Origin of the sequence: Glaciibacter sp. 2TAF33, from assembly GCF_052114945.1 — a bacterium.
Taxonomy (GTDB): domain Bacteria; phylum Actinomycetota; class Actinomycetes; order Actinomycetales; family Microbacteriaceae; genus Cryobacterium.
Map to the genome: position 1 here is coordinate 108,071 of NZ_JBFRFS010000005.1, position 20,545 is coordinate 128,615.

A 20,545-nucleotide genomic window follows, 5' to 3' on the forward strand; every position below is an offset into this window, starting at 1 on the left:
TTCACCTCACCAGCCTGGGCAGCACGTCACGGCCGAAGACGTCGATCCACTCACGCTGGTTGCGGCCGACGTTGTGAAGGTAGATCCGGTCGAAACCGAGGTCGACGAAGCCCTGGATGTGCGCCCGGTGCACGTCCGGGTCGGCCGAGATGACCATCCGGCCACCGAAGTCCTCCGGGCGCACCATCTTCGCCATCTGCTCGAATTCGAACGGTGAGCGGATGTCGGCCTTCGGAAACCGCATTCCGCCGTTGGGCCATTCCCGTAGCGCGTTCGCCATGGCCGCTTCGTCAGTGTCGGCCCAGCTGAGATGCAGTTGCAGCACCTTGGGCATGGTCGACGGGTCCTTGCCGGCGTCGCGGGCGCCCTCGTTGAACCGGCTGATCAACGCAGAGATCTTCTCCGGCGGGCCGCCGACCGTGATCAGGCCGTCGGCGTTGCGTCCCGCCCGTTTCGCCGTGACCGGCCCGGAGGTGGCGACAAGGATCTCCGGGGCAACCGGAGGCATCGTCCACAGCCGCGTGGATTCGAGTTTGAAGAACTGCCCGGAATGCTTGGTGTCCCGTCCGGCAACGGACGCCGAGAACAGCTTGCCGATGACCTCCACGGCCTCGAACATGCGGTTGATGCGCTCGGCGGCCTCAGGCCAGTAGCCGCCGACGATGTGTTCGTTCAGGGCCTCGCCCGAGCCGATACCGAGCCAGTGCCGGCCAGGGTACATGTCGGCCAGGGTCGCGGAGGCCTGCGCCACCACCGCCGGGTGGTAGCGGAACGTGGGCGCGGTGACGCCGGGCCCGAAGTCACCGGTGGTGCGCTCGGCGACCGCAGTGAGCACGTTCCAGACGAATGAGGACTGGCCCTGGGCGGGAACCCATGGCTGGAAGTGGTCTGCGGCCATCACCCCGCTGAACCCGTGCTGCTCCGCGTACGCAGACAGTGACACGGCCTCGGCCGGTGCGAACTGCTCGAGCATCGCGGCGTAGCCGACCCGCACGCGCGGCTGTGCGCCAGGAGCCGGTGGACCCGCCGTCATGGAACCCGCGGCCATCGATTCAGCCGAGCGCGCGCAGCCGCGGCGCGAGGTCACGCTCGAACAGGTCGAGGAAGCGCTTCTGGTCCCGGCCCGGGTTGTGGAAGACGAGATGGTTGAGGCCGGCGTCGAGGTACGGCTTGATCAGCGCGACCGCCTCGTCCGGGTCGGAGGCCACGATCCATCGCTTTGCGACCTGCTCGATCGGGAGGGCGTCCGCCGCCTTCTCCATCTCGATCGGATCGTCGATCGAGTGTTTCTGCTCCGGGCTGAGCGAGAGCGGAGCCCAGAACCGGGTGTTCTCCAAGGCGGCCTCCGGGTCAGTGTCGTAGGAGATCTTGATCTCGATCATCCGGTCGATGTCATCGACCGGACGGCCGGCCTGCTCGGCGCCCTCAGCGACGGCCGGCAGTAGTTTGTCGGTGTAGAGCTCCATGCCCTTACCGGAGGTGCAGATGAACCCATCACCGCTTCGGCCCGCGTAACGGGCGACAAACGGGCCGCCGGCGGCGACGTAGACCGGGATCCCACCCTCCGGCACGTCATAGATCGAGGCGCCCCTGGTCTGGTAGTACTCGCCGTCGAAGTCGACCCGGTCACCGACCCAGAGCTCCCGCATCAGGTCGACGGCCTCACGCAGGCGCGCGAACCGCTCCTTGAACTCGGGCCATTCGCCGGTGAAACCGGTCGCGATCTCGTTGAGCGCCTCACCGGTGCCCACCCCGAGGAAAATACGATCGGGGTAGAGGCAGCCCATGGTGGCGAACGCCTGCGCGACGACGGCCGGGTTGTAGCGGAAGGTCGGTGTCATCACCGACGTGCCGATCTGCACCCGCTTGGTCCGCTCTCCCACCGCAGTCATCCACGCGATCGAGAAGGGCGCATGCCCTCCCTCGTGCCGCCACGGCTGGAAATGATCACTGACCGTCACGGAGTCGAAGCCGTGCTCCTCGGCCAGCACCCCCAATTCCACCAGTTCGCGCGGCGCGAACTGCTCAGCGGATGCCTTCAAACCCAACTTCAACATCGCGACCCTCTCGTTGTCCTTGCAATGACACTACTGACAATTGGCACGGCAATAGGCTGTGTGTCATGCGAATCGCCACCTGGAACGTCAACTCGATCCGTGCCCGCTCCCGTCGCGTCGTCGACTGGCTGGTCCGCGAGGACATCGACGTGCTGGCGATGCAGGAGATCAAGTGCAAGCCCGAGCAGTTCCCGGCCGAGGCGTTCGAGGAGGCCGGCTACGAGCTCGTCATCCACGGCTTCAGCCAGTGGAACGGCGTCGCCTTCGCCAGTCGGGAACCGATGACGGATGTCGCCACCGCGTTTCCGGCCATGCCCGGCTTCCTCAAGGGCGAGGAGGGACCAGGCCTCCCCCAGGAGGCGCGCGCCCTGGGCGTGACGGTGGGCGACATCCGCTTGTGGAGCCTGTATGTGCCCAACGGCCGCTCGCTCGATGACCCGCACTATGTGTACAAGCTGGACTGGCTGGCGCGGCTCGAGGAGCACGCCAGGGCCGAGCTCGCCGCGCACCCGCAGCGGGCGATGGCGCTGATGGGCGACTGGAACGTGGCGCCGTTCGACAGCGACCAGAACGTGCCCGGACTGGTCCCGGGCGTCTCCACCCACATCTCACCGCCGGAGCGCGCAGCGTTCCATGCGTTCGAGACGGCCGGTTTCACTGACGTGGTGCGGCCGATCGTGCCCGACGGGTTCACCTACTGGGATTACAAGCAGCTCGCATTCCCCCGCAACGAGGGGATGCGCATCGACTTCATCCTCGGCTCCCCGGCGTTCGCCGACCTGGTGACGGACGCGAGCATCCACCGCAACGAGCGGAAGGGCGACGCGCCGAGCGATCATGTTCCGGTGGTCGTCGACCTGGAGGTCGCGAGCGACGAGGACGACCGCCCGATGATCTTCTAGCCCGGCTGCACCCAGGCCGGCGGTGCTCAGGCCAGGAGTGCCGCGACCAGCAGCAGCGCCGGGATCGACGCGATGGTCGTGACCAGAACGGTGTCCCGCGCGACGACAACGCCCCGCTGGTAGCGGGCGGCGAAATTGTACACATTCTGCGCGGTCGGCAGCGCCGACACGGTCACCACGGCGAACAACGCGCCACCCGTCAGCCCGAAGACGAACCGCCCGATCAGGTAGGCGATGACCGGCATCACGGCCACCTTGATGACGGATGCCGCCACCACCTGCTTCCGGCCGGTCCCCTTCTTCAGCGGCCGCTGGCCGTGCAACGACATCCCGAACGCCATCAACACCATCGGAATGGCCGCACCGCCGATGAGCTCCAGAGGAGCCATCACCGGGGCGGGGATGTGAATTCCGAGTGCCGCTACGAGGGCTCCGGCCAGCGACGCGATGATCATCGGGTTGCGCACCGGCTGGGAGAGGATCGTCCCGAAGGAGGCCCTCCCCCGCGTCGTCACGTCGAGGACCGCCAGGGTGAGCGGCGCGAGCACCAGCAACTGCAGCAGCAGCACCGGCGCAACGTATTGGGCGCTGCCGAGCACGTACATCGCCACCGGAAGGCCGATATTGTTCGCATTGACATAGGTGGCCGAGGTGGCGCCCAGCGTGGTTTCCGGCGCCGGATTGCGGAAGAACAACCGTGACGCCACCACGTAGACCACAGCGCCGACGATCACGCTGCAGAAGATGGTGGCGAGGAACGAGGAGAGCAGCACGCTCACGTCGGCGTGGGAGAGCACCGTGAACAGCAGCGCCGGGGTTGCGACAAAGAATGCGATGCGGTTGAGCACGAGCGTGGCGTGCGGGCCGGCGATGCCGGACCGTTGCACGATGTAGCCGACCAGGATCACGAACCCGATGATCGCGAACCCGACGACTACTCCACCCATTTCATCGAGTCTAGGCGGGCGGGTGTGGCTGCACGGATCAGGCGGTCCTGGACGGGACCGGCGCCGCGGATGGCTCATCGCACGGCTGATCCGGCAACGAGCGGATGATCAACACCCCCAGCGCGAACAGTGCCGTGTTCACCAGCCCGGTCGCGATCGGCTGCAGGATCCCACTGGAGATGAGGTCATTGCCGGGCATTCCGCCGGTGACCAGCAGGGTCCAGGCGATCATCGCCGCGGCCAGGAAAACCGCGGCAATACCGCCGCCGAGCGCGACCCGTGACAGCACCGATCCGGTGCCGAGCGCGCGTCCGAGTGGCATGACGTACAGGACGGTGAGCGCCGCCACCGCGGCGAAGAGAAGCGCGCTGCCGGCCTCGAACCCGAGTTGCGCGGCAGCGAAGGTGCCGAGCCCCCAGCCGAGGCCCCCGAGGAACGAGAGCGTCCCGGTCACCAGGTTGACCACGACGACCACCGCCCCGCCCGCGAGCGCCTGGCGCAGCACGTGCGGGTCGACCGGTCGCATCCGGCGCACCGGACGCTCGGGAACATAGTGCCGGGCATAGCGAGCAGGGCCGTGGCTGTCATGCACATTCGACATGGCTTCACCCTCACCAGCGCCTCAGCGCGGAGCCGGCGACGCACTCGCGATCTACCGCCGACGGCATCCGTCGGGTTACGCTCAACCCATGCCGCACATCGAGGTTCCTGGCGCATCGCTCTATTACGAGACCGACGGCCACGTCTCCCAGCCGGCACTGCTGCTGATCCACGCCGGCATTGCGAACCTGCGGATGTGGGATCCCCAGATCGAGGCGCTGGCTGCCGACCATTTCGTCATCCGCTTCGATACCCGCGGATTCGGGCAGACGGAGACGCTGAACGTTGAATTCTCCAATCGCGCGGACGCCCTGGCGGTTCTCGACCACCTGGGAGTGGCCAAGGCGACACTGATCGGCTGTTCGCGCGGCGGGTCGATCGCCCTCGATATCGCCGTGGAAAGCCCCGGCCGGGTCACCGGCCTGGTCACCGTGGGCTCGGGTCCGAGCGGATTCCCGGAAGTCGAACTGACCGAAGCGGAGGATGCCTTATTCGACGCGCTCGACGCCGCCTATGACGCGGAAGACTGGCACCGGTTGGCCCGACTCGAGGTGCAGCTGTGGGCGTTCGGGCCCCTCCGGTCCGAGGAGGCCCTCGACCCTGACTTCGTTGCGACAGCGTATGAGCTGAACCGGGTGAACGTGGTGCACGCCGAGGAGGACCCGACGCCGCTTCCGATTGAGCCACCCGCCTTCGACCGGGTCGTCGACATCGACGTGCCCACGCTGGTGACGGTCGGCGAGTTCGACATCACCCCGGCGCTGGCGCAGTCCGAATACCTGTTGTCGGCGATTCCTAACGCGAGCGGATGCACGTTCCGTGGGACCGCCCACCTGCCCAGCGTCGAGCGCCCGGCTGATTTCAACCGCGTGCTCACCGGGTGGCTGGCCGAGCACTCGCTTTAGGTCGCGACGGGCTGGGTATCGGTTCTCCAGCCCGTCGCGGCCGATTCAGCGATCGCGCGGAGCCAGCGTGGAGACTAGCGGTCCGCCTGGTTGAGGCCGATCGTGTCGATGGCCCCGGGTTCCACTCCCCACTTGCTGAGAATCTTCAGGTAGGTTCCGTCGTCCAGCAACGATTGAAGCGACGCTTGCAGAGCCTTGGCCACACTGTCGCTGCCCTTCGCCACCGGCATGCCGTAGAAGAACACGTCGTAGACATCGCCGGCAAGTTCCAGCTTGCCGCCGCTCTGCTTCACCGCGTACTGGATCACGGGCGAGTCAGCGGTCATCGCATCGGCACGACCGAGGACGACGTTGTTCGACGCCTCGTCCTGGGTGTCGAACCCGAGGATGTCGATGGCGGGCTTGCCGGCATCGGTGCACGCTTTCGACTTGGCCGGGAGGTCCTCGAGCGCCTGCGTCGTACCGTTCTGCGCAGCAACTTTCACCCCACAGGCGTTGTTCGGGTCCACCGACTTGCCCGCGGGGGTGGCCCACTGGATGCCCGCCGTGTAGTAGTCGACCATGTCGACTTGTTTCTCCCGCTCCTGGGTGTCGAAGAAGGAGGACAGGCCGAGGTCATACTTCCCGCCGAGGATGCCCGGGAGGATGTTGTCGAACTTGGCGACCTCGTACTTCGTGGTGAGGCCCAGCTTTGCTGCCATCGCGTCAGCGAGTTCCACCTCCCAGCCGATGGGATCTCCGTTGGCATCCTTGTACTCGTTGGGCGCATACGTGGCATCGGTGCCGATGGTGAGAACACCGGCAGTCTTGACCGAGTCGGGGAGCAGCGCCACCGCTGCCTGATCCTGCTTGACGTTGGCGGCCGCACTCGAGTCCTGCTGGCCGGCGGCGGAATTATCGACACAGCCGGTCAACAGCACGGCAGCGGATGCCAGGAAGGCCAGCGTCGGCAGGGTACGGGGAATGCGCATAGGAACTCTCTCTTCTGAGGTATCACGGTAACCAGTGATGGGGTGGCGGGGTGTGCAAGCGACGCCGGTGGCGTCCGGTCATGCTCCGAAAACTCTCCTTCCGTCGATCCAGGTCGAGACGACTCGGGTGGCTCCGATCTCCGACGGCGGGCCAGTGAACGGGTCGCGATCGGTCACACAGAGATCCGCAGCGGCACCGACAGCGATGACGCCGGTCGTGCTCGAGTGGTTGATCCACGCCGAACCCTGGGTGTACGCGCGGAGGGCCGTTGTCAGCCCCAGCGCCTGCTGGGGGTAGAAGGGTTCGGGGTTGAAGCCGGCCATCGAGGCGGGGAGAGTGCGGTTCACCGCGACATGGAGAGCTGCCCACGGGTCGGGGGTGGTGACCGGCCAGTCGGAGCCGGCACAGAGACGACTTCCCGCCCGGGCGAGGTCGCCGAACGGGTACTGCCGGGCAGATCGCTCCGCGCCGAGAACCGGCAGGTTGAGTTCGACCATCTGCGGGTCAAATGACGCCCAGAGCGCCTGGAGATTCGCCGTGACCCCGAGTGCGGCGAAACGCGGGACGTCATCGGAATGCACGATCTGCAGGTGCGCAAGGTGGTGCCGGTGATCGTTCGAGCCGTTCAAGCTCAGTGCCGTTTCGAAGGCGTCGAGTGATTCCCGCACGGCACGGTCGCCGATGGCGTGCACGTGGGCCTGGAAACCTGCCAGGTCCACTGCAGCGATCACCGCCTTCAGTTCGACCGGGTCGATAAAGGAATGACCGGAAGTGCCGCTGCCGACTGACCCGCAGTATGGCTCCAGCATGGCGGCGGTTCGGTTCTCTGGGATGCCGTCCTGCATGATCTTGACGCTGGTGGCCGCGAATCGTTCGTGCTGCAGCTCCCCGCGTCGGTGCACGAGCTCCGCCAACTGCTCCACGCCTCGATTTCGATCCCACCACAGCGCCGCGATGACCTTCGCGGTAAGGTCACCGTTCTGAGCCGCCTCGAGATAGACGTCCCCGGTGTCGCTGTGGTTGCCGTAATCCCCGACGAGGGCATCTTGCCAACCCGTGATGCCGAACGTGTGCAGATAGCTCTGCGCTGCCAACAGTGCTTGGTAGTTCTCGGTCGCGGTGTCTTCAGGGATCATCCGGGAGACCAGCAGTCGGGCACCCTCCTGGAGGACTCCGGTGGGGTTTCCGGCGCGGTCTCGCTCGATGCAGCCGTCGGGTGGGTCGTCGGTGGCTGCCGTGATTCCGGCCATTTCGAGCGCCCGGGTGTTGACCCAGGCTGCGTGGTGATCGCGGCTGGACAAGAACACCGGGCGATCGCTGACGATCTGGTCCAGTTCGGATGCGAGGGGGACTCCACCGGGGAATGCAGCCAACTGCCATCCGCCACCGAGAATCCATGGTGCATCCGTCTCGACGCAGTAGCGGCGGATGAGTGAGCGGTATTCGGCACGATTCTCCCCGGCGGAGAGGTCGCATCGCATCCGTTCCAGGCCGCCTTCGATGGGATGAATGTGCGCATCGGTGAACCCCGGCAGCAGCAGTGCGCCGCCAACGTCGATCATCTCGGTGCGGGGCCCCACGAGGTCAGCGAAGTCTTCGCCGCCCACTGCGACGATCCTTCCGCCGGCGACGGCGACAGCGGATTGGGGTTGGTACTCATGGCCGTCGAAAACCGCACCGTTGGTGAAAACCGTGTCCGCGCGGGTCGACATGTCCTCCGCATCCCCCCTGGCTCGCCACCGAGCCTGACTCCACTACCGGTGATATGGCATGAGTATTGCACGAAGACACACGGAATTCGTTCCGTTAAGCGATTTCGACCACTAATCTCGTCGAATCAGGTCGGGTGTCGAGCCAGGAACGGTCTATCGCCGGGACTCGGCTAGCCCCCGAGGCGCTCGTCGATCTCCCGGATGACCTCCCACGCCCCTTCTTCGGCGTTGCTGAGCACCACAACGTCGAGCCCGTCCTCCCGGTAGTGCCGCAGGATCCCGCTGGCGCCGGCGCTGACCCCGTCGGTGTAGTACGAGCGCACCGACCCGTCTTCGTTCAGGTCGAACTCGAGGCCGAATCCGTATCTGGTGTACTCGTCATGCTCGATCTGCGGGGCGAAGTACTCCTCGGTCAGCTCTGCGCCGAGGAGCTCTCCGTCGCGGGCCGCTTGAAGGAAACGCACCAGGTCGGCGGCGGTGGCCTGCGCGCCTTCGTGCGGCGCGCCAACCGGCGGGACGGAATAGACGTTCGAGATCCACCGGCCGTCGTCGGCGCGGTCCCATCCCTCGGCGACGCGCGGTGCGGCATCCGTCTTGTCGTAGAACCCGGCATTGGTCATCCCCGCGCGGGTGAAGACGTCGTCGTAGATGGACTGCCGGTAGGGCTGCCCGGTCACCTTCTCGAGAGCGAGCCCGGCGAGGATGTAACCGGCGTCGGAGTAGATGGCTTCGGTTCCCGGCACACCGAGCGGCTCCTTCTGTGCGAACAGCGGCAGGTAGTCCGCGGTGTTGCGCAGGGTGTATGCGGGGGTCTGGGCCCAGAGCGCGGCGAAGTCCTCACCGAATTCCTCGTCGACGATGTCAGCGATGCCGCTGGTGTGCGTGAGCAGGTGCAGCAGGGTGACGTCGGTGCCGATCGTGGTGCCGGACAGGTCAACGTAGTGGTGGATCGACGTCTCAAGATCGAGGCGGCCGGCCTCCACCTGCTGCAACACGGCCACGCTGGTGAACAGCTTGGTGATCGAGGCGGTGTCGAACCGGGTCTCGACCGTGTTCGGCACGCCCCAGCGCTGGGAGGCGAGGCCGGTCGCCGCCTCGAACACCGTCACGGCGCCCCGCCGCACCAGAACGACGCCCGAGAACTCCTGGTCGTCGAGAAACTCATTCAGTCCTGAAGTATCCACCGTGCCAGCTTACGGATGCCGGGAGCCGGCGGCACCGGCGCCGCGTCACGCTAGAGCCGCCCGGTGAACTTCTCCATCGAGCGGTACACGCCGAACAGGCTTCCGGCGACGGCGTCCCAGACCGGCAGCGGCAGGATTCCCCGCAGGGCCTTGGAGAGTCCCACCGTCCAGGGCAGCATCAGCATCGGCGTCCCGCGGAGCATCGCGCGCCACACCCGGTCGACGACATACTCCGGGGTCAGCACGGGGGTGAGCAGGGGTCCGCGGGCGCCGGCGAACATGCCGGTGGAGATGTAACTCGGTGACACCGTGGTGACCTTCACATTGCCGTGGTCCTGCTGCACCAGTTCGAGCCGCAACGAGTCGCTCCAGCCGATCACTGCGGCCTTCGAGGCGGCATAGACGCTCATACGGGGGTTGGACAGGGTGCCGGCAGCGGATGCGATATTGACGATCCGCGCTTCCCGGTAGGCGTTGTCGATCATGGCCGGCAGGAACTCGCGGGTGATGTACATCGGCGCCAGGGCGTTGACCTGCATGGTCGGACGGGTATCGTCACCGTTGTCGTGCTCCCAGAAGTACTTGCCGCGCACGATGCCGGCGTTGTTGATCACGATGTCGGGGTTCCCCACCTCCACCCGTACCCGCTGGGCGGTCTGGGCGATCGCCCCGAGGTCGGCGATGTCGACGACGTAGAAGGCCACCCGAGTGCCGGCATCCGCTCGGTCGCTGAGATCGGCCGCGGTGACGGCCAGGGCCGCCGCGTCGTTGTCCCACAGGATCACCGCTGTCGCACCTTCTGCGACGGCGCGCTCGGCGTAGAGGCGGCCCATGCCCATCGCGGCTCCGGTGATGAGAACGCGGGCGCCGGCGACAGTACGAGTCATGGGTCAATCATCCCAAGAGTTTCCGGGGCCGGACGACGACTGAAACACGAGCGAGATGAAAATGACTTGCAGGCGCAACGGAAGTCATGAATACTACTTTCACAGTGATAGTCAGGGCCGCCCGGTCCGATCATCGTTTTCAATGAGGAGACCGCACAATGAAGAAGCGCTACCTCTCTATTGCCATGTTCGCCGTGGCAGCGCTCGGCCTGGCCGCGTGTTCCAGCGGCGGTACCAGTGCAGGAGATTCCGCCGATGCGAAAGGCCAGACCTTGAAGGTCTGGATCATGCAGGGCACCAATCCCGACTCGAAGGGCTATTTCGACGAGGTCGGCAAGGCGTTCACGAAGAAGACCGGCGCGAAGCTCGACGTCGAGTTCGTGCAGTGGGCCGACGCCCACGACCGGTTCGTCACGTCGATCGCCGGCAACACCACGCCGGACGTTGCCGAGACCGGGACCACCTGGACCGCCGAGTTCGCTGATGCCGGTGCTCTCGCGCCGATCGGCGACAAGGTCAAGGCCGCCGGCCTCACCGACGACCTGGTCGAAGGACTGGCGAAATCGGGCACCTACGACGGAGACCTCTACGGCATGCCCTGGTACGCCGGCGTCCGCTCGCTGGTCTACCGCTCCGACGTCTTCGACGAATTGGGCCTGAAAGCACCGACAACCTGGCAGGAGATCATCGACGCGGGCAACGCCATCAAGGCGGCGCACCCCGAGATGATCCCTTTCGCCGTGCCCGGCAACGCCGAATTCGGCGTCTACCCGTGGGTCTGGGGCGCCGGTGGCGACGTGTCCACCAAGAAGGGCGACACCTGGACTTCCGGGCTGGCCAGCACCAAGTCGCGTGAGGGAATCCAGTTCTACACCGATCTCGCCACCAAATACGGCTTCTCCACGGCAGGCGCCACCACGTGGAAAGAGACGGACGTGCTCGACAACTTCGTGCAGGGCAAGGTCGCGATGGCCCTGACCGGTTCATGGACGCCGGCCACCATCGTGCAGAAGGCCCCCGACCTCAAGGGCAAGTTCGCTGCCACCCCGATCCCGGGCCAGGATGGCGGCATCAGCCCGTCAGTTCTCGGGGGCTCGCACCTCAGCATCTTCAACACCAGCAAGAACCAGGACCTTGCGTTCACCTTCGTGAAGATGATGACCACCGGCACCTTCGCCGCGAAGTGGGCGGAGCAGACCGGATACTTCCCGGGCATGCAGTCGCTCCTGGCGAAGACGATGAAGTCCGACGACCCGCTGGTCACCCCGTTCGCGAAGCAGATGGTGGACGGCGGCGCCGCGGTCCCGGTCACCCCGAAGTTCGGTGCGGTCCAGGCCAAGCAGACGACGAACACGATGATGCAGTCCATCCTCTCCGGTACCAAGTCGGTCGATCAGGCCACAACGGATGCCGCAGCCGAGATGGACTCGATCATGAACGGTAAGTAGTGACTACGCTCACCACTCCGGCTCCGGCCGTGGGCGACGGGACATCCCCGTTGCGGGTGTTCCTGTTCTCGCTCCAGGACTATGGGCTCCGCGAGATCGTCAGCGGCAAGACCAACTTCATCGGCTTCGCGAACTACCTCGAGGTGTTCGGCAACTCCACACTGTGGACAGTCGTCCTTCCGAACACCGTCGGCTTCGCGGTGCTCTCCGTGGCCGGCACCGTCATCTTCGGCACCCTTGTCGCCCTGTTGATGGCCTCCCTCGGCACCTTCTGGCGCACCATCGTCGGTAGCGCGATCATGGTCGCCTGGGCGATGCCGGCCGTCACCGGAACCTACATCTGGACCTGGATCTTCGACGCCGACAACGGCATCGTCAACCAGGCGCTGATGGGCGCAGGGCTCATGGACGATCCCTATAACTGGTTCACCAACCGCTTCACCTTCTACGGCATCGTGCTGATCAACATCATCCACCACGGCTTCCCGTTCGTGGCGATCACCATCCTGGCGGGCCTGCTCGGTGTCTCCAAGGAGATGCTCGAAGCCGCAGCCCTCGACGGCGCCGGTGCCGTCCGGCGCTTCTTCCAAATCATCTTCCCCACCATGAAGTCCGTCTTCGCGGTGGTCATCATCCTTTCCACGATCTGGGACTTCAAGGTCTTCGCGCAGGTCTACCTGATGCCCGGCGGGGCAGGGTCGAACCGCGACGTGTTGAACCTCGGCGTCTGGTCGTATGTCGAATCATTCGGCCAGAACCGGTACGGCTTCGGTTCCGCCCTCGCCGTGCTGCTGACCGCCGTGCTTCTGGTGATCACCGTGTTCTACGTGCGAGCCATGTTCAAGGAGGAAAAGCTGTGAGAAGGCGCTCCGTTCGCGCGAACACCGGCAAGGGCGTGCTCGTCGCGCTGCTGCTGGTCTTCACACTGTTCCCGGTGTACTGGATGCTCTCCAGCGCCTTCGACGCCCAGGCGTCCAGCGGTGGCCAGTCCCTGCTGCCCAAGGAATTCACCCTCGACAACTTCCGCTACGTGCTCACCGGCGGCGGTTTCGACGTCTTCCTCCGCAACTCGGCCATCGTAGCCGTGGCGACGGTGCTGGTCTCCGCGCTCGTCGCACTGCTGGCATCCGTTGCTGTGGCCCGGTTCAAGTTCAAGTTCCGCACCACGATCCTGTTCATGATCCTGGCGGTGCAGATGGTGCCGCTGGAGGCACTGGTGATCCCGCTGTTCGTGCAGGTGCGCGACCTGCAGTTGCTGAACACCCTGCTCGGCCTGATCATCGTCTATGTGGCGATCTCGCTGCCGTTCGGCATCTGGATGCTGCGTGGCTTCGTCGAGGCGGTGCCGGTGGAGCTGGAGGAGGCCGCGTACATGGACGGCGCCAGTTGGGGTCGCATGTTCCGCTCGGTGATGCTGCCCCTGGTCGCGCCGGGTCTCGTCGCGACCAGCATCTTCTCCTTCATCACAGCCTGGAACGAGTTCATCTTCGCGATGACCATGCTCGGCGGGGCGCGGGAGAACTACACCGTCGCGATCGGGCTCAAGGCGTTCTTCGGCGAGCACTCCAACGAGTGGGGCTACGTGATGGCGGCGTCGACCATCATCACCGTGCCGGTGATGATCTTCTTCGTGTTGGTGCAGCGGAAGCTTTCCGCCGGCCTGGTCTCCGGAGCGGTCAAGGGATGACCGCGCGGAACGACCCTGCACTCCGCAGCCTCGTCGCCAGCGTGCTGTGGCCCGGATTCAACGGCCACAGCGCGCCGGACTGGCTGAAACGCGCCCTCGAAGAGGGCCTGGCCGGAGTCGTCTACTTCAGCCAGAACATCGACGCCGGCGACCCGGCCCAGCTGGCGAGACTCTCAGCGGAGCTGCGCAGCATCCGCTCCGGTGTGCTGATCGGCGTCGACGAGGAAGGCGGCAACGTCACCAGGCTTGAGGCCCTGCGCGGTTCGACGGTGCCAGGGCACTGGCAGCTCGGCCGTCGTGACGATGTCGAACTGACCCGGCAGGTGGGTGCCGAGCTTGCCCGGCGCGTGCTGGCGGCCGGGGCGAACGTGGCCCTCGCGCCCGTTGCCGACGTGAACACCAACCCACGCAACCCGGTGATCGGGGTCCGCTCCTTCGGTGCGTCGGCCGCCCTGGTGTCGCGCCACGTGTCCGCCATGATCACTGGACTGCAATCCGGCGGGGTGGCCGCCTGCGTGAAGCACTTCCCCGGCCACGGTGACACCCACACCGACTCGCACCATGCCCTCCCCCGGCTCGAACTCGGCTGGGACGAGATCGAGCGCGAGCACCTTCCACCGTTCCACGCGGCCATCGCGGCCGGCGCGCGTTCCATCATGACGGCGCACATCGTGGTGCCTGAGCTCGGCGAGGAGCCTGCCACGCTGAACCCGCGGGTGCTGTCGCGTCTCCGTGCCGCAGGGTTCACCGGCACGATCGTCACCGACGCCCTCGACATGGCGGCAATACGCGCCACGGTGGGCGCCGGGCCGGGCGCCGTGCAGGCGATCCTCGCCGGCGCCGACCTGCTCTGCATCGGCAATCCGGCGAACCTCGGTCCGAAAGCCGGCGCCACGAGCGACCTGGACGACTATCTCGAGGTCCAGGGCGCACTACTCGACGCCCTCGACGACGGCAGCCTCCCGGTGGCGACACTGGAGCGGGCCGCTGCATCCGTCGCCGGACTCGCGGTTCCTTCGCCGGCGCATCCGGGCGACACGGTCCGCCGCGACTTCTCCGAACTGGCACGCGGGTTGATCCAGATCCACGGCGCAGTGCCGCCCCTCCCGCCGGGCGCCACCGAGCTCACCGTGCTCGACCTCCGTGAGCGAGCGACAATCGCGGTGGCCTCGACAACGGATGCCTTCAGCACCGCTCTCGGATCGGAGTTCGTCGTCGAGCGGCTCGTTCCCGGCCCGCTTCCCCGCACTGACAGGCTGCTGTCAGGAGTGGTCGACGATGCCCTCGCCACCATCCCCGCCAGTCGCACTGTCGTCGTACTGGTGGATTCGATCGCCGCGTCCGGACCCCAGCGCACGGCTCTCGACGCCGTGGCGGCCGTCCGCCCCGACGCCATCGTGGTCAACGCGGGACTGGCGGCGGCGCATCCGTTGCCGCCACTCGCCCTGGTCGAAACGCTGACGGCGAGCCGGCTGGCAGCGGAAGCGCTGTTGCGCCTGCTCAGGCCCGCCGCCGATTCGTCGGCGCCCGATTCCCCCGCAGCCGATTCGTTCGCACCCGGTCCGTTCGCACCCGATCCGTTCGCGCTGACGATTCCGCCACACGCTGGGGGCCTGCCCGCCGCGCGTGCAGGAAACCGCAGCGCGACGCGGGCTGGCGCGGAACGGGCGGACGCGACGGGGACTGACGCGGAAGCGACGGAGCGGCGATGAGGATCCTCTCCCTGCAGTCCGGCACATCCGCAGACGGAATCGACGTCGCCGTCGCCGATGTCGAGGCGCTGGACGACTCTGACCGGCCTCCCGTGCGGATGCGCCCGCTGTTGGCGCGCACCGTCGGCTGGCCGCAGGCATTGCGTGACCGCCTGATCGATGCGGTGCACGGGCACCCGGTGACGGCCGGTGAGGTCTGCCAACTCGACACGCTCGCCGGGCAGGCGTTCGCATCCGCTGCCCGCGACGCCATCCGCGAACTAGGCACGCCGGTCGACCTGGTGGTGTCGCACGGCCAGACCCTGTACCACTGGGTCGAGGACGCCCAGGTCCGCGGCACCCTGCAGATCGGCGAGCCGTCCTGGATCGCCGAGGCCACCCACACCCCGGTGCTCTCGCACCTGCGATCCGCCGATATTGCCGCCGGCGGCGAGGGCGCACCGCTGATGGGCCTCTTCGACCAGGCCTGGCTGGGGGACGGGCCTCTGCAGAGCGGCGTTTCGGCCGCGACCGTCAACCTCGGCGGCATCGCCAATGTGCAGATCCTCACCCCGCAGGGGCGCCTGACCGCGTTCGACAGCGGACCGGGCAACTGCCTGATCGATGCAGTCGTCGCCCGCGCGAGCGGCGGAACATCGACGTATGACGCCGACGGCACCCTCGCCGCTGCCGGGGAGCCGCACGAAGGTTTGCTCCTGCAGCTTCTCGCCCATCCCTACTTCTCCGCCGCTCCGCCCAAGTCCACTGGTCGTGAGACGTTCACGCTCGACGTCGTCGATGCCGCGACGGATGCGACCGGCTGCGACGACATCCCGCTCGCCGACCTCGTTGCGACGCTCACAGCGCTGACGGCTCGTTCCGTCGCTGAGGCGGTTGGCGCGGCATCCGCTGCTGTACCCGGCCTTCTCCTCGCGTCCGGCGGTGGGGTGCGCAACCCGGCGCTGATGCGCGCCCTCGCGTCGGATTTGCGGACTCACGGCATCGCACTCGAATCGAGTGCGGAGCATGGGATAGACCCGGACTTCAAGGAGTCGTACCTGTTCGCCTTGATCGGGTTCCTCAGCTGGCATGGCGTGCCCGCCGCGCTGCCTGCCACTCCGGCCGGGGCTGAGCGCATTCTGGGCCGGCTCACGTTCGGATCGGCTCGCCCGGGGTTCCCCCGGGCGCTTCGCGGGATTTCCGGCCTGCGACTGGAGGGCGCGCCCCAGGTGGATGGCGCCCAGGTGGAGAATGCGCCCGCGACGACAGGGTCGGGTTCATGACCGGCGCCGATCTCGCATCCGTCGCGGATGTCGCATCCGTCGCGGGTCTCGCATCCGGCGCCGATCCCGCATCCGGTTCCGGTCCTGTCGTCCTCGCCGTCGATCTCGGCAAGACGTCGTGCCGGGTAAGGCTGACCCGCGGAGGCGTCATCCTTGCCGAGGCGCTGGGTGCGGGCGCGCCCGGCCTGGCTGAACCGGCCGGCGCCGAGCTGGCCTTCCAGGCGATCAGCACGGCGCTCGACGCGGCGGGCGCCGCTCGGCACGCCTCAGCCTCCGACGACACGAAAACATCAACCCGAGCCCCAGAAGGGGCAATCCGTGATGTTTTCGTGTCCGAAACGTCGATCCGCCCTGTTTTGGCGCCGGGCGGCGGCGCTGAGTCCGGCACGCCCGAGTCCCGCACGTCCGGCACGCCCGAGCCCGGCACGCCCGCGATCAACGCGATCGGCATCGGGGCCGCCGGGGCCGCGACCGCGCCGAAAGCCGCAGCCGAACTCATCCGTCGCCTCCGCGCGCGCTTCGACGCCCCCGTCGCGGTGTTGAGCGACGCCTTGGCCGCCCACGCCGGCGCTTTCGCCGGCAAGCCAGGGACAGTGCTGATCGCCGGCACCGGTGCCGTGGTGTTCACCGTCACCGCCGACGGCGCGGTCCGCCAGGTCGACGGCTGGGGTCCCTGGCTCGGCGACGAGGGCGCCGGTCGATGGATCGGGCAGCATGGCTTGCAAGCGGCCCTCCGGGCCCACGACGGCCGAGGACCCGCCACCGGCTTGCTCGCCGATGCGGCAGCCTTCGCCGGAATTCCGGAGGCAGGCAACGACGGCGCCACCGGCGAAGCCATCGGCGCCCTCCCGATCTGGGTGTCGGAATCCGGCGAGCCTGCCCGGCGGCTCGGATCGTTCGCCCCGACCGTGATCCGGCGCGCTGAGGCAGGCGACAGCGTCGCCCGCGGCATCGTCGACGAGGCAGTGCGCCTGCTGGTCCACTCGTGCACGAGCGCGGGCGAACCGACAGTGTGCGTGACTGGCGGGTTGTCGACGCATCCGTTCTTCGCCGCACTGCTGGGCGACGCACTTCGCGCGGCCGGTCTCCAGGAACTCTCGTCGAACGGCGATGCCCTCACCGGTGCGGCGCTCGTCGCCACCGACCACTCCCTGCCCTACGAGAAAAGGACCACCCGTGGTTGACGCCCCGAGTCAGCGCAGTGAACTGCGAGCAATGCTTTCCACCCTCTCCACCGAGCAGGTGAGCACCACGAACACCGACCTCGACCTGATGTCGGTGGGCCAGCTTGTCGCGGCCATGAGCGCCGACGGCGCCACCGTGGCCGAGGTGATCATCGCGGCGGAGCCGCGCATCGTCGTCGCGATCGAAGGCATCGTGGGGCGGATGCGGCGCGGCGGCCGTTTGATCTACGTGGGCGCCGGCACCGCGGGGCGAATCGGCATCCTCGACGCGAGCGAGATCCCACCCACCTTCGGCACCGACCCGGATCTTGTCGTCGGTGTGATCGCGGGCGGCCCTGACGCCATCCACGCGGCCCAGGAGAACGCCGAAGACGACGCCCCCGGCGGGGCTGAAAGCCTCACCGCTCTGGCCCTGACAGCGGATGACGCCGTCGTCGGCGTCTCGGCGAGCGGACGCACGCCGTTCGTGCTCGGCGCGATCGAGTACGCGAAGAGCGTCGGCGCGTTCACCGTGGGTTTCGCGTGCAATGCCGATTCGGCGCTCGGACTCGCAGCAGACGTGGCGATCGAAACCGTGGTCGGCCCTGAATTCGTGGCCGGCTCCACCCGGCTGAAGGCCGGGACCGCGCAGAAGCTGGTGCTCAACATGATCAGCACGATCGTCATGGTTCGGCTGGGCAAGGTCCACGGCAACCTCATGGTCGACCTCAAGGCAACGAATGAAAAGTTGCGGGCGCGGTCTGAGCGCACCGTTATGCTGGCGACGGGCGCCGACGCCGAGACCGCCGCGCGTGCCCTCGATGAAGCGGGCGGCTGGGTGAAAGCAGCGATCATGATGACCGTGACGGGCCTCGACGCCGACAGCGCACAGGCGCTGCTGACCCGGCACGGTGCGGTGCTGCGCAGTGCGCTCGCCGACGCAGGACTGGTGCAGCATGACGTCGTCGACTAGCGTCCTTCTCACGCTGCGGCAGGCGCTTCCCCGGCTGAGCGCGGCAGAAGCGCGGGTTGCGAACGTGATCATCGACAACCCCTCAGTCGTCGTCGATCTCACCATCACCGAGCTCGCCCGACTGTGCGACACGTCACAGGCCACGGTTGCCCGCTTTGCACAGAACCTCGGCTACTCGGGCTACCGGGAATTCCGGCTCGAGATCGCCGCGGCAACCAGCCGCGAGGAAGCGGTGCGGGAACGATTCGAGCTGGCCGACAGCGAGATCAATCCCGCAGACAGCGCCCAGGAGGTCGTCGCGAAGATCGCCTACCAGGACACGCTCGCGATCGAGCAGACCGCGCGGAACCTCGACCTCGACACTCTGGACAAGGTCGTCGATGTGATCGCCACCGCAGGCCAGGTCGACCTGTACGGGTCCGGGTCCAGCGGACTCATCGCGCAGGACCTCCAGCAGAAGCTCTACCGGATCGGCATCTCGGCATTCTGCTCGGTGGACAGCCACCTCGCCCTGGCCTCTGCCGCACTCCGGCGTCCCGGTGATGTCGCGATCGGTTTCTCGCATTCCGGGTTGACCTACGAGACCAACCAGGCGCTCGAGGTGGCGCGCGCGGTCGGCGCGACCACGGTGGGCATCACCAATTTCCCCGAGTCGCGGCTGGCCGCCAGGTGCGACTTCGTGCTCACCACCCAGGCGAGGGAGAACCGCTTCCGGTCAGGCGCCATGTCCAGTCGGATCGCGCAATTGGCCCTCATCGACTTCCTCTTCGTGCGCGTCGCCCAGCGCAGGTACGACCAGACCACCGAGTCCCTCCGCCTCACCTACGAGGCCGTGCAGAACCACCGGCTGCCGCCGGAGCAGCAGCGGCCGGCCCCTGAGCGTCGAAGCGCGGGGGCCGGGTGACCGGCATCCGCTGACGACCAGCCGGGCATGCGGCTCGTCCGGCTTCGCAAACCCTTTGCAAAGCGGGGTGCGACGGCCAGACTGGTGGCGTGAACGAACGGCCGAACTCGTGGGTGCTGCACGTCGACCTCGACCAGTTCATCGCGGCCGTGGAAGTGCTGCGGCACCCCGAGCTGGCGGGCAAACCGGTCATCGTCGGCGGGCGCGGCGACCCGACCGAGCGCGCGGTCGTCTCGACCGCCTCGTACGAGGCACGTGAGTTCGGTGTGGGGTCTGGGATGCCGTTGCGCATCGCCGCTCGAAAGGTGCCCGACGCGGTGATCCTGCCGGTGGACGCCGAGGCGTACACCGCCGCATCGCACGAGGTCATGGCGACCCTGCATGCGCATCCGGATGCCACGGTGCAGGTGCTCGGCTGGGACGAAGCCTTCATCGGCGTCGATACCGATGACCCTGAGGGGTACGCCCGCCGGCTGCAGCAAGAAGTACTCGACAGAACCCACCTCCACTGCAGCGTCGGCATCGGTGACACCCTGGTCCGGGCCAAGGTCGCAACGGGGTTCGGCAAACCACGCGGCGTGTTCCGTCTGACCGTCGACAATTGGATGGACGTGATGGGCGGCCGGTCGACCATTGCCCTGTGGGGAGTCGGACCGAAGGTCTCTCGTCGTCTCGCCGGGCACGGCATCACGACGGTCGCCGAGCTGGCAGCCGCCGAGCCGGGGGGTCTGGTGGCTGAGTTCGGCCCCAAGATGGGCCCGTGGTACGGACAGCTCGCGCGCGGCGAGGGTGCGCGGGTGGTCGATGACACACCCTGGGTGGCTCGCGGCCACAGTCGCGAAACGACGTACCAGCAGGACCTCGCGACATCCGCCGAGGTGGACGAGGCGGTGCGCGCGCTGGTCGAGCGGGTACTCGAGGATGTCGCGGCCGAGGATCGGCCCGTGATCGGGGTGACGCTCAAGGTGCGCTATGCCCCGTTCGACACCAAGATCTTCACCAAGAAGATCCCGGTGACCGCCGATCGAGACGCCGTGCTGGCCCATGCCAGGGGACTCGTCGGCAAGTTCGAACCGGACCGGCCGATCCGGCTGCTGGGATTTCGGGCTGAGATGCCCATGCCGGAGGATGCGCGGGAGGGACACACTCCGACGCGCAGCGGCTGGTGAGACCCTTCCGCCACGCCGATCGCATCCGTTTTTCGTGAATCTAACCGCTGATCGCCAACGC

The 20,545-nt window shown here is 67.3% G+C and carries 19 protein-coding genes; 11 read left to right on the forward strand and 8 right to left on the reverse strand.

Annotated features, from left to right (window positions below):
• Position 1: 1 nt before the first annotated feature.
• Positions 2-1,048, reverse strand: a complete 1,047-nt coding sequence (locus AB4Y94_RS05945) for a TIGR03557 family F420-dependent LLM class oxidoreductase (protein ID WP_441726075.1) — start codon at positions 1,046-1,048, stop codon at positions 2-4.
• Between the two features lie 4 nt (positions 1,049-1,052).
• Positions 1,053-2,057, reverse strand: coding sequence for a glucose-6-phosphate dehydrogenase (coenzyme-F420) (gene fgd, locus AB4Y94_RS05950; protein ID WP_441726079.1), 1,005 nt, complete (start codon positions 2,055-2,057; stop codon positions 1,053-1,055).
• A 65-nt stretch (positions 2,058-2,122) separates the two neighbouring features.
• Between fgd and AB4Y94_RS05955 the strand changes: the two genes are divergently transcribed.
• Positions 2,123-2,959: an exodeoxyribonuclease III gene (locus AB4Y94_RS05955; RefSeq protein WP_441726082.1), complete on the forward strand. Its 837-nt coding sequence runs from the start codon at positions 2,123-2,125 to the stop codon at positions 2,957-2,959.
• A gap of 26 nt (positions 2,960-2,985) precedes the next feature.
• Here the strand turns inward: AB4Y94_RS05955 and AB4Y94_RS05960 are convergent, their stop codons facing one another.
• Together AB4Y94_RS05960 and AB4Y94_RS05965 are read right to left on the reverse strand one after the other, a co-directional pair.
• Positions 2,986-3,906: an AEC family transporter gene (locus tag AB4Y94_RS05960; protein ID WP_441726085.1), complete on the reverse strand. Its 921-nt coding sequence runs from the start codon at positions 3,904-3,906 to the stop codon at positions 2,986-2,988.
• 37 nt (positions 3,907-3,943) lie between these two features.
• Entirely contained in the window at positions 3,944-4,507 is a 564-nt protein-coding gene (locus AB4Y94_RS05965; RefSeq protein WP_441726088.1) for a hypothetical protein, read from the reverse strand.
• An 88-nt stretch (positions 4,508-4,595) separates the two neighbouring features.
• Between AB4Y94_RS05965 and AB4Y94_RS05970 the strand changes: the two genes are divergently transcribed.
• Positions 4,596-5,411, forward strand: a complete 816-nt coding sequence (locus tag AB4Y94_RS05970; protein ID WP_441726090.1) for an alpha/beta fold hydrolase — start codon at positions 4,596-4,598, stop codon at positions 5,409-5,411.
• 74 nt (positions 5,412-5,485) lie between these two features.
• Here AB4Y94_RS05970 and AB4Y94_RS05975 read toward each other — a convergent pair whose 3' ends face one another.
• The 4 genes from AB4Y94_RS05975 to AB4Y94_RS05990 form a co-directional block, all read right to left on the reverse strand.
• Positions 5,486-6,382: an ABC transporter substrate-binding protein gene (locus tag AB4Y94_RS05975; RefSeq protein WP_441726093.1), complete on the reverse strand. Its 897-nt coding sequence runs from the start codon at positions 6,380-6,382 to the stop codon at positions 5,486-5,488.
• 78 nt (positions 6,383-6,460) lie between these two features.
• On the reverse strand, positions 6,461-8,095 hold the full coding sequence (locus AB4Y94_RS05980; protein WP_441726096.1) for an amidohydrolase: 1,635 nt from the start codon (positions 8,093-8,095) through the stop codon (positions 6,461-6,463).
• Between the two features lie 170 nt (positions 8,096-8,265).
• Positions 8,266-9,279: a serine hydrolase domain-containing protein gene (locus AB4Y94_RS05985; protein ID WP_441726099.1), complete on the reverse strand. Its 1,014-nt coding sequence runs from the start codon at positions 9,277-9,279 to the stop codon at positions 8,266-8,268.
• 50 nt (positions 9,280-9,329) lie between these two features.
• Positions 9,330-10,166 (reverse strand): SDR family oxidoreductase, encoded by an 837-nt coding sequence (locus AB4Y94_RS05990; protein ID WP_441726102.1) that lies wholly within the window; start codon positions 10,164-10,166, stop codon positions 9,330-9,332.
• Between the two features lie 158 nt (positions 10,167-10,324).
• On the opposite strand from AB4Y94_RS05990, the gene AB4Y94_RS05995 reads away from it, so the two are divergent.
• From AB4Y94_RS05995 to AB4Y94_RS06035, 9 genes are all read left to right on the forward strand, one after another.
• Entirely contained in the window at positions 10,325-11,614 is a 1,290-nt protein-coding gene (locus AB4Y94_RS05995; RefSeq protein ID WP_441726105.1) for an extracellular solute-binding protein, read from the forward strand.
• Positions 11,614-12,474 carry a carbohydrate ABC transporter permease gene (locus AB4Y94_RS06000; RefSeq protein WP_441726108.1) on the forward strand — a complete coding sequence of 287 codons (861 nt, stop codon included), beginning with the start codon at positions 11,614-11,616 and terminating at the stop codon, positions 12,472-12,474. Before AB4Y94_RS05995 ends, AB4Y94_RS06000 begins: the two co-directional genes overlap by 1 nt.
• Complete coding sequence (locus tag AB4Y94_RS06005) at positions 12,471-13,301, forward strand: carbohydrate ABC transporter permease (RefSeq protein WP_441726111.1); 831 nt, start codon at positions 12,471-12,473, stop codon at positions 13,299-13,301. Before AB4Y94_RS06000 ends, AB4Y94_RS06005 begins: the two co-directional genes overlap by 4 nt.
• A complete protein-coding gene (locus tag AB4Y94_RS06010; RefSeq protein WP_441726114.1) occupies positions 13,298-15,013 on the forward strand; it encodes a glycoside hydrolase family 3 protein in 1,716 nt (571 codons plus the stop codon). The genes AB4Y94_RS06005 and AB4Y94_RS06010 overlap by 4 nt, the downstream gene beginning before the upstream one ends.
• The gene (locus AB4Y94_RS06015; RefSeq protein ID WP_441726116.1) at positions 15,010-16,275 is read left to right on the forward strand and encodes an anhydro-N-acetylmuramic acid kinase; all 1,266 of its coding nucleotides are present in this window, start codon (positions 15,010-15,012) and stop codon (positions 16,273-16,275) included. The genes AB4Y94_RS06010 and AB4Y94_RS06015 overlap by 4 nt, the downstream gene beginning before the upstream one ends.
• Positions 16,272-17,459, forward strand: a complete 1,188-nt coding sequence (locus AB4Y94_RS06020; RefSeq protein WP_441726119.1) for an N-acetylglucosamine kinase — start codon at positions 16,272-16,274, stop codon at positions 17,457-17,459. The genes AB4Y94_RS06015 and AB4Y94_RS06020 overlap by 4 nt, the downstream gene beginning before the upstream one ends.
• A 31-nt stretch (positions 17,460-17,490) precedes the next feature.
• A complete protein-coding gene (gene murQ / locus AB4Y94_RS06025; RefSeq protein WP_441726122.1) occupies positions 17,491-18,411 on the forward strand; it encodes an N-acetylmuramic acid 6-phosphate etherase in 921 nt (306 codons plus the stop codon).
• Entirely contained in the window at positions 18,395-19,315 is a 921-nt protein-coding gene (locus AB4Y94_RS06030) for a MurR/RpiR family transcriptional regulator (protein WP_441726125.1), read from the forward strand. The genes murQ and AB4Y94_RS06030 overlap by 17 nt, the downstream gene beginning before the upstream one ends.
• 89 nt (positions 19,316-19,404) lie before the next feature.
• Positions 19,405-20,484 carry a DNA polymerase IV gene (locus tag AB4Y94_RS06035; RefSeq protein ID WP_441726127.1) on the forward strand — a complete coding sequence of 360 codons (1,080 nt, stop codon included), beginning with the start codon at positions 19,405-19,407 and terminating at the stop codon, positions 20,482-20,484.
• Positions 20,485-20,545 lie beyond the last annotated feature (61 nt).